The sequence below is a fragment of the Pedobacter sp. genome (assembly GCF_045627485.1).
Lineage (GTDB): Bacteria > Bacteroidota > Bacteroidia > Sphingobacteriales > Sphingobacteriaceae > Pedobacter.
The window spans coordinates 1-10,120 of record NZ_JAZQNU010000097.1; the positions used below are offsets into that span (position 1 = coordinate 1).

Consider the following 10,120-nt stretch of genomic DNA (forward strand, 5'->3'; position numbering starts at 1 on the left):
ATTTTCAGTGTATGTAGATACGCTATTCGTTTGCACAGCTACCGCGTTCATGATTCTCTTTACAGGTAAATATAATGTGGCAAACCCTGATGGAGGCTTTCTAGTAGAAAACATACCCGGAGCAACCATCGGTGCCGAATACACACAGTATGCTATCGCTGCTCATTTCCCATCGTTAGGAGCAGGTTTTGTTGCAGTATCCTTGCTTTTCTTTGCATTTACAACCATTATGGCCTATTATTATATAGCGGAGACAAACCTCAGTTACCTGGATAAAAAGGGTAACAAATGGCTGCTTAACGGGTTGAGGGCATTAATTATAGTTGCTACCTTTTATGGTTCTGTTAAAACAGCGGAGGCCGCATGGACACTTGGAGATATTGGGGTAGGTATAATGGCCTGGTTAAATATAGTTGCTATATTATTGTTGCGAAAACCAGCCATGAAAGTTTTAAAAGATTACGAACGGCAGAGGAAGGAAGGAAAGGATCCAGTATTTAAAGCCAAGGATGTCGGCATCACCAACACCGATCAGTGGTAAAAAAAAAGCTAACGATACACATCGTTAGCTTTTTTTGCTATAATAAGCGAAAAGTTAATCACTAACCATATTGCAACAAGCCATGTTGTTTTTCTACAAATGCCGGTAGTGCCTCATTAACAAAGTAGTTCCATCCGTTAGTAAAACTTTCCACCCTGAAGTTTGGATTGTCTTGAGGGAAACTTTCTAATCCATCATGTGTAAGCCTTAGCAGGGTGTTATTTTCCCCTTCCTCAAAAAGTTCCCATGTTAAGACCGAATATCCCTGATACCCAGGGTAGGCCCAGGAGTAAACAAGTTTACGAGGTGGCTCAACTTTTAATACTTCACATTCATGGAGGTATTGAACATGTTCATCACCCCCTGTAAACTGGAATTTAAAGCCTATGTCTGCTTTGAAGTCCTCAAGGTTAAAATACCATTCTCTCATTTGATCTCTGTCGGTTATGGCTGTCCATACCCGTTGAATCGGCGCATTGTAAGTGCGTTCAACTACTACTGATTTTGTTTCCATATTTATTTAAATTAAACTCTACATTTACTTTAAATCCAGATCATTCTGGCGATCTAAAAAATCACCAAGTGCATCTAATTTATGGTTCCAAAATTTACGGTAGTTACTCAGCCATTGATCAACTTCTTCGAGTTTCTTTGCATCCACGCTGCAATACCGTTCCCTGCCATTCTGGTTAACGACAACCAGCCCGCATTCTGTCAGAATTTTGATGTGTTTAGAGACCGCCGGCCTGCTAATATCGAAGTGTCCAGCCAGGGCATTTAAGTTCATGGTCTGTTTGACTAACAAATCAATAATCTCCCTGCGGTTGGGGTCGGCAATAGCCTGAAATACATCTCTTCTTAATTCCATAAAATTGAAACCATTTGGTTACACTAATTTATATAAAACCATTTGGTTACACAATTATATTTAAAATTATTTTTTAGAGATTTTTGCGCCAATTTCAAAGCCTTTTGCATGTTTGCTATACCATATCCAAATGATATTGAGAATAAAATAATAATCAAATGCCCTGTCCACCGGAAATTTCTATCCGCTGTGCGTTGATCCAGTACGCGTCTTCGGTGCATAAAAAGGCAACCACCTTGCCAATATCATCCGGCAGGCCAGTTCGACCTAATGCCGTAAAACTCGCTATCTGTTCATTGATTTCTTTGTTGTCACGCACACGACCTCCACCAAAATCTGTTTCTATTGCACCAGGGGCTATTACGTTAACCCGTATTTTTCTACTACCTAATTCCTTTGCCTGGTAACGTGTGAGTGTTTCCACTGCAGACTTTAAAGAGCCATATACCGCTGAGCCAGGCATAACAATGCGCGTTAGTCCTGAAGAAATATTCACTATGCCACCGCTATCGTTCATAAATGGAAGCATTTTTTGAGTTAAGAAGAATACCCCTTTGTAATGGATATTGAAAACTTCATCCACTTGCTCCTCCGTAGTGTCAGCTATTGGAGCATACAGCGCTGTTCCGGCATTATTGATGAGAAAATCTATATTCGGGCTATTGGTTTCTTTTTCAAGAAGTATTGTTAGTTCATTTACGAAAGAACCAAAGCTTTTTGTGTTGCTGGTATCTAATTGAAAGGCCCATGCACTTTGCCCCATGAGGCGTATTTGCTCAATTACCTCATCAGCGGCCTCTTTTTTGGTGTGGTAAGTAATCACTACATCAATACCTTTCCTGGCTATTGCTAAAGCCATGTTCCTTCCCAGGCCGCGGCTGCCACCTGTAATCAGGGCTATTTTATTTCTTGTTTCCATGTTTTTATAATCGATTAAAAATATTTGCCTCAAATCCTTTTGCTAATAACAAATTTCCACAACAAAAGCCTTAATTTTTTTACAAGAACTACTCATGTTCCTTATGAGTAATGTCTAATTAATAATTATATCTATTATACAACTCATAGTTATGGTTTTTTCTTCAATTATATAGATGTTTTTGTAGTTTAGTGGCTTAGAAAATCGATTTTCCATTAACTCTGCATCTATACTCTTCTATTTTAACCAAACATTTTAAAAAATCATGACTAGTTCTCGTTTTTCCAAAGCTTTATGTAACTATAAAGCATGAAAAAGACAGGATACCCAAAAGAAAAACAAATAAATAATACACATATAAATTCTATGAACAATTTTACAAAGAAAGTCGTCTGTATTTACATGCCGCTATTCTGCTTCCACCTGAGTTTGGCTGCAAATGGAAAAGTGTCTATAAAGCCGAAATTCACAGAAATCAGCGCGGCAAGTGGTCACGCTTTAAGTAGTATGCGGACATTTCAAAACACTCGGAAAATAACAGGTGTAGTGAAAGATGAAAATGGGAGTGGAATCCCCGGTGTTAATGTGGTTGAGGAAGGCACTACAAATGGTACGACAACCGATTCAGGAGGAAATTTTGAATTGACTATTAAAGAGAATAGTTCGCTGAAAATATCCTATACTGGTTTTGTTACCCAAACATTAAATCCGGGAAGTAAAAATACGATTCAGGTTACCTTAAAAGAAAACAGGCAGGAATTAAATGAAGTGCTGGTTGTTGCTTTCGGTAAAACCACTAAGGAAGCTTTTACAGGTTCTGCAGGTGTGCTGAAATCAGAAGATCTTCAAAAATCTCAAGTTTCTAATCCCCTTGGTGCATTAGCTGGCCGTGTAGCTGGTGTCCAGCTTAACAGTCCATCTTCACAACCAGGAAGTTCTCCTTCTATAACCATCAGGGGTTTCGGATCTATTTCCTCAGCAACTGAACCTTTAATCGTAGTAGACGGAATGCCTTTTGAAGGAGACATGAACTTGATCAACGCTGCTGATATTGAAACGATGACGGTATTGAAAGACGCTGCATCTAATGCTTTATACGGTGCTCGTGGAGCTAATGGGGTGGTTATGATTACTACCAAGAAAGGCAATAACGGAGAAGCGAGAATTAATTTCGACACTAAAGTGGGCGTAAATTCTAATGGATTAAGAAATTATAAGACCATGGATGCGCAGCAATTTTATGAAACCTATTATACCATGTTGAATAACTTTTATGTAACAGATAAGGGGGGAGCTATGACTCCATCTGCTGCGCACTTATTAGCCAATCAGCATCTTACCAGCACTTCAAGTGGTGTGGGACCAGGCTACATGATTTATTCAGTTCCTGATGGACAGGAATTTATCCAGAATGGTGGTAAAATGAATCCCAATGCAAAAATGGGTACACTTTATTCCTACAATGATAACCAATACTGGCTGCAAGCTGATGATTGGGCGAAAGAAGGTTTACAGACTGGATTACGTCAGGAATATAACACATCGATTTCCGGAGCATCCGATAAAATAAATTATTACACTTCCCTGGGCTACTTAAATCAGGAAGGTATTCAGGAAGGATCTTCTCAAGAAAGGCTAACCGCACGTTTAAAGCTTGATTATGAAGCAAAGAAATGGCTTAAAGTTGGAGGAAATACAAGTTACAGTAAATACAATTACATGCAGACCCCGGAAGGTACAATTGGCGGCGGCTCTATTTGGGCCATCATAAAAACGCAAGCGCCGATCTACCCAGTTTATTACCGGGATGCCAACAAGAACATCATGATTGATAAATGGGGTGAGCAAATGTACGATTTCGCTAACAATTACGATTTAAGTAGAGCTGGTGGTATTGGTGGTAATGCTATTTTCAACAATAAATTCAGAAATGAGGAAACTACAGGTAATTCATTTATCATTAGTGGATATGCAGATTTCATCATGTCAAAAAACCTAAAATTTACCGTTAATGCAAATGCATACGACTACGACCGTAGGTTTACCTATATCAATAGCCCATTCGTAGACCAATATACAAATTCAGCCCTTAACGGCTCTTTGTCGAAAAGTGCTTCCCGCACTTTTAGTTACAATATGCAGCAGTTGTTAAATTACACCAAAGACTTTGGTAATCATCATGTGAGTGCCTTATTAGGACATGAATATTACGATTATAAATTCGAATACTTAGGTGCTTCAGGGTACAACTTTGGAATAGATAATACAAATGAGCTTGGTACGGTATTGAATTTGAATGGTAATCCTAATTCTTATGCAAATACCTATAACAATGAAGGTTATTTTTTCCGGACGATGTATGATTACGATGCTAAATATTTCGTGTCAGCGTCGTATCGTCGTGATGCTTCTTCACGTTTTGCTACGGAAAATCGTTGGGGTGATTTCTGGTCCGTTGGTGGGGCATGGCTTATTTCAAAGGAAGACTTCTTTAATGCATCCTGGGTAAGTTCATTGAAACTGAAAGCTTCTATTGGCTCTCAAGGGAATGACAATATAGGTGATTATTTGTACGCCGATTCATATAATATTGTAAATAACGGTAATGAAGTAGCTTACCAGTGGCGCCAAAAAGGGTCAAGAGATATTACCTGGGAAACGAATACAAACTTGAACATAGGGACAGAATTCGATTTATTTAAGGGGCGTTTGAGTGGTAGTGCGGAGTATTTTTACCGTAAAACCAGTGATATGTTGTTTTCATTGAATACGCCTCCTTCTGTTGGTTATACGAGTTATTATGTTAATCTGGGAGATATGCGCAATGCAGGATTCGAAATGGTGTTAAATGCAGCCCTGGTTAACCAGGATGCTTTTAAATGGAATGTTAATTTTAATATTTCACACGTTAAAAATAAAGTGTTGAGTTTGCCGTCTGATATCAAGACAACTAACGTTGAAGGAAATCATGGATATGTAAACCTGGATAAATCATTTGTTTCTAAATACAAATATTTTGTAGCGGAGGGTCTTCCTCTTTACAACTGGTTTTTACCAAAATTTGCAGGAGTAGATCAAGAAACTGGTGAATCACTGTACTATAAAGATACCCTGGATCCTCAGGGAGTGGTTACCGGCCAAACAACAACCAAAGATGCAAGCCAGGCAACAGATTACCTGATTGGTGATGCGCTTCCCGAATTCTACGGAGGTTTTGGTACAACGGTTACTTACCGAGGAATAGATCTTTCTGTTAACTTGAATTACCAGATTGGTGGAAAGGCTTATGATTATACCTACCAGACATTGATGCATACAGCGGGTACCACGGCAACAAACTGGCATGTTGATATGTTAAATGCCTGGACACCAAGCAATAAAAACGCTGCTATCCCGCGTCTTTTATATGCAGAAACTTATAGTCAAAGTGCACGTTCAGATCGTTTCATTACAGATGCAAGTTATTTAAACATTCAGAATATAAATTTAGGTTATACATTGCCTACTCAGGTGGCAAGAAAGTATGGTATGGAAAAGCTACGTATTTATCTGGCTGTTGAAAATCCATTCTATTTTTCAGCTCGTCAGGGCTTTGATCCTCGGTATTCATTACAAGGATTTACTAATCCAGAGCTTTATTCTCCAATTCGTACATTCTCAGGAGGTCTTTCATTGACATTCTAAATATTAAAAGTGAAACATCATGAATAAAAATTATATATTTTTAGCTGCCACTGCTATGCTATGTTTAAGTGGTTGCAGTAAAGAAACATTACCCACAGAATTTGTGTTAGACCAGCAAATTGAGGCTTCTCCAGTTGCTTTAAATGGGATGGTTAATTCTATTTATACCTCAATGGCGGGGTATGAAAATAGTGATGGTGGAATTGAAATGATTTCATATGGAAGTATGCGTGGAATGTTAGAGCACGGTACAACCCAATTGGTATCTGCAGGAGCAAATGGCTACAACACTATGGGTGCATATGCCAATGGTTCTGTAAGTGCTACCGGATCAAACCGTGGCCTTTATCCATCCTATCTTTATTATGCTTATATCAAAAACGTAAATGATGTTATAAAGTTGATTGACATCAATAATCTGGATGATACAAAAAAGGCCTATTTAGGAATTAGTTATGCCTATCGTGCACTCTATTATATGGAACTGGTGCAGATAATGGAGTATAAAAAGCCTACGGATGGCCGCTACGCTTATGTTCAGCCTCAAAATGATTTAACAAATTTAGGTGTACCTATTGTTACTGAAAAAACTACACCTGCTGAAGCGTCTAACAATCCACGGGCTACAGTTGACGCTGTTTATGACCTTATATTAAGCGATTTAAAGGAGGCCGAAAAATACCTCGATGGTTTTGTGCGTACGGATAATGTGCAGCCAAATCTTTCAGTAGTATATGGTCTTTATGCAAGGGCTTATACAAATTTGGCCTCTCGTGTTAATACTTCAGTAACCTATAAAGATGCTGCCAACTATTGGCAAAAAGTTAATGAGTATGCCGATAAAGCTATTTCAACCTCTGGTGCCACACCTTTGACAGAAGCGCAATGGACAGATCCTTCAAATGGTTTTAATAATCGTAATTCTCAGAATTCATGGATGATGGCTACTTCAATATCTCCAGGTAACATCAAAGCAGCAACAACCGGATCCTTTGTGTTTTCCATGATCTTTGGTACAGAAACACAATTCTCAGTTTATGGCTGGCGTGTTGGTCGTGCATTAGACCGTAAATGGTATGAACGTCTTTCTGATAACGACTTTCGTAAAAAGTCATGGCTGGCACCTAATTTCTTTTACGAATCCACTAATCAAAAGGCAGGAGCACCTCTTTTGATTGAAAAAGATTCCAAAGGAAACTTGATTAACAACAAATGGTTAATTGGTAATAATGATCAAAGTACACAGCAAAGTGATTGGAATAATGATTATTCAGGTTTTAATGCTAATAAGGAACAATATAAGCTAAACAGTAACCCATCTTTGATTCGTTCAAGAATCAATAAAGGGAATGGCTTTCAATCCTGGCCATGGCTTTATGTGAATATTAAGTTCCGTCCTCACAATGGCGATTATAAAACTTATGAAGTTGGTGGAGCCACAGATTATCCTGTTATGCGTGTTGAAGAGATGCATTTCCTGAAAGCAGAAGCAGCACTTCATACAGCAGGTGTTTCTGCAGCAGCTACCGCTTTAGAAAGTATCGTAAAAACCCGTAATAGCAATTATAGTTTCAAGCCATCCACAAAAGAGGCTTTCCTCGATGAATATGTATTTCAGAAAGGTGTAGAGTTTTGGGGTGAAGGAGTGAATTACTTTGATGCAAAGCGCTTAGAAGTGGGTATTCATCGTGCTTACCCTGGAAATAATAACGAACGTTACCAGTATTGTATCAATATGGATGGCGTATTTGTAGGTTGGACCCCAGGGTGGAATCAAGCTGAATTGAATGCCAATCGTGCTATTTTTAATTATAATAATCCTTATACAGCGCCCACTAATTATTATTATTATAGATCAAATGACGATTTCAGACCTTATTATGGTCAGAAACTACAATAGTTAATCTTAACCAATTGTAAGGGTGTGTCTTAAAAAGACACACCCTTTTTTTATTTTAAAGAATTGATCTTTTCTAGGCATGATGTAGCTGGAATCATTATACCTAAAGATTATTCCCATTATCTCCTTAATTAATCTTTGTTTAGTAATTAAATATTTTGATATTTAATATATGACCATACTCACCGTTTTACTTTGCATTATTCTGTTGATCGTGATGATCTCGATTTTTAAAATCAATGCCTTCCTTTCTTTCCTGGTCGTCTCTATTATTGCAGGTATCAGTTTAGGTTTACCGCTCAATAAAATTGCGGGTGCAGTAGAAAAAGGAATGGGAGATGTACTTGGCTCACTGATCATCATTATTACAACAGGGGCGATGCTCGGTAAGCTTGTTGCCGAAAGTGGTGCAGCACAAAAAATTGCAGAGGTAATGATGACCACCTTCGGAAAAAAGCACATCCAATGGGCCATGGTTATCACCGGTTTTATCATTGGTATTCCTCTGTATTATGGTATCGGATTTGTATTAATGGTGCCCTTAATCTTTTCCGTGGTTTACCGTTATCAGCTCAATGCCATCTACATTGGCTTACCCATGTTGGCCGCCTTGTCTGTAACCCATGGTTTTCTGCCACCTCATCCATCGCCGGCAGCCTTGGTGGTGCAGTTTGATGCAAACATGGGGCTTACCCTGTTTTATGGGATGATCGTCGCTATACCCGCTATTGTTATCGGGGGACCCATCTTTGCTAAAACATTAAAGAACATCCAGGCAAAACCCCTTGATTCCTTCAGAACCAAAGAAATGCCCTCAGAAGAATTGCCTGGGCGTTGGGTGAGTTTATTTACAGCCCTGCTTCCGGTGATCCTGTTAGCATTAGCTTCTTTGCTGCCTTTAATGTTACCAATAGACTCCACCATAGCACCAGTAATCGGTTTTATAGGAAACCCTTCTGTAGTGATGATGATCGTTTTGATCATTGCCACCTGGCTGCTTGGAACTTCAAGGGGGAAGAAAATGAATGACATTATGCTGCTTTATGGAGAGGCAATTAAAGATATTGCCATGATCTTACTCATCATTGCAGGCTCCGGGGCTTTAAAGGAGGTCCTCGTGCAAACTGGCGTTAGTCAGGAAATTGCAAAATACCTTCAGGGAATAAACGTTGAACCACTAATTTTAGGCTGGCTGATTGCAGCGTTAATCCGCTTTGCAGTAGGTTCGGCAACCGTAGCCGGCTTAACCACTGCGGGCATTGCATATCCGTTAATGGTCAATGCACAAACAAACCCCAACCTGATGGTTCTGGCGGAAGGCGCGGGCAGCCTCATGTTTTCGCATGTAAACGACTCCGGATTCTGGTTATTTAAAGAATATTTTAACCTCAGCCTAAAAGATACATTCCGTTCCTGGGCATTGATGGAAACCATAGTTGGCGTTGTCGGATTAATCGGAATTCTGATTCTCAATACCCTTTTGTAAATTGCTCCTATTAAAGTCAACAAGGCCTTCATATGGCCGAGTATAAACCCAAAAATATATACCACAATACCCTATGGAGAACCTGACAGCAGACCAACGTTTTGAAAAGCTAGGCCTACAACTTCCACCAGCACCTGCACCCCTTGGTGTCTATAAACCTTGCTTAATTGATGGAAACAAACTTTATTTAAGTGGACATGGCCCAGTTAATGACGATCGCACTTTAATCATTGGCCGAATAGGTGCAGACCTGAACCAGGAAGAAGGTAAGCTTGCTGCAAGGCAAGTAGGCTTAACCATGCTCGCCACAATTAAAGCACAATTAGGCAGCCTGGATAAAGTAAAAAGAGTAATTAAAGTATTAGGTATGGTTAACTGTACAGCAGATTTTGAAAAACACCCCTATGTGATCAATGGCTGCAGTGAATTGTTTGCCGAAGTATGGGGACCGGAAAATGGCATAGGGGTGCGAAGTGCTGTAGGTTTCGGTTCCTTGCCAGATAACATCCCTGTAGAAGTGGAGGCCTTATTCGAACTTTATTAATCATAACCAGATAGAAGTGATCACCTCCTTAATCGCTAAATCATGAACAAATCAAACTGGTATGAATTAGAAGTTGTGGCACACGTAAGTTCCCCGGGGCTGGCCTTTTATGAAGACCGGATCAGGCACAATATAGAATTGTTGATCAGTATGATTGATGATAAAAGCCGTTTGCGTC

Annotated in this window: 8 protein-coding genes; 5 read left to right on the forward strand and 3 right to left on the reverse strand. The window is 39.3% G+C overall.

The features are described 5' to 3' along the window. Nucleotides 1–541, forward strand: a 541-nt coding sequence (locus tag ACR2F3_RS07400) for an alanine:cation symporter family protein (protein ID WP_432709346.1), incomplete at its 5' end; no start/stop codon positions are given. Between the two features lie 61 nt (nt 542–602). Here ACR2F3_RS07400 and ACR2F3_RS07405 read toward each other — a convergent pair. From ACR2F3_RS07405 to ACR2F3_RS07415, 3 genes are all read right to left on the reverse strand, one after another. Next, on the reverse strand, nt 603–1,055 hold the full coding sequence (locus ACR2F3_RS07405) for an SRPBCC family protein (protein ID WP_432709347.1): 453 nt from the start codon (nt 1,053–1,055) through the stop codon (nt 603–605). A gap of 24 nt (nt 1,056–1,079) precedes the next feature. Continuing rightward, a complete protein-coding gene (locus tag ACR2F3_RS07410; protein ID WP_432709348.1) occupies nt 1,080–1,409 on the reverse strand; it encodes an ArsR/SmtB family transcription factor in 330 nt (109 codons plus the stop codon). 154 nt (nt 1,410–1,563) lie between these two features. Further along, complete coding sequence (locus ACR2F3_RS07415) at nt 1,564–2,328, reverse strand: SDR family NAD(P)-dependent oxidoreductase (RefSeq protein WP_432709349.1); 765 nt, start codon at nt 2,326–2,328, stop codon at nt 1,564–1,566. Nucleotides 2,329–2,694: 366 nt separating this feature from the next. On the opposite strand from ACR2F3_RS07415, the gene ACR2F3_RS07420 reads away from it, so the two are divergent. The 4 genes from ACR2F3_RS07420 (at nt 2,695) to ACR2F3_RS07435 (ending at nt 9,942) form a co-directional block, all read left to right on the forward strand. Next, on the forward strand, nt 2,695–6,012 hold the full coding sequence (locus tag ACR2F3_RS07420) for a SusC/RagA family TonB-linked outer membrane protein (RefSeq protein WP_432709350.1): 3,318 nt from the start codon (nt 2,695–2,697) through the stop codon (nt 6,010–6,012). 19 nt (nt 6,013–6,031) lie between these two features. Continuing rightward, a complete protein-coding gene (locus ACR2F3_RS07425; RefSeq protein ID WP_432709351.1) occupies nt 6,032–7,912 on the forward strand; it encodes a RagB/SusD family nutrient uptake outer membrane protein in 1,881 nt (626 codons plus the stop codon). A gap of 172 nt (nt 7,913–8,084) precedes the next feature. Further along, nucleotides 8,085–9,398 carry a gluconate:H+ symporter gene (locus tag ACR2F3_RS07430; protein WP_432709352.1) on the forward strand — a complete coding sequence of 438 codons (1,314 nt, stop codon included), beginning with the start codon at nt 8,085–8,087 and terminating at the stop codon, nt 9,396–9,398. Nucleotides 9,399–9,471: 73 nt separating this feature from the next. Next, complete coding sequence (locus ACR2F3_RS07435; protein WP_432709353.1) at nt 9,472–9,942, forward strand: RidA family protein; 471 nt, start codon at nt 9,472–9,474, stop codon at nt 9,940–9,942. Nucleotides 9,943–10,120: the final 178 nt, after the last annotated feature.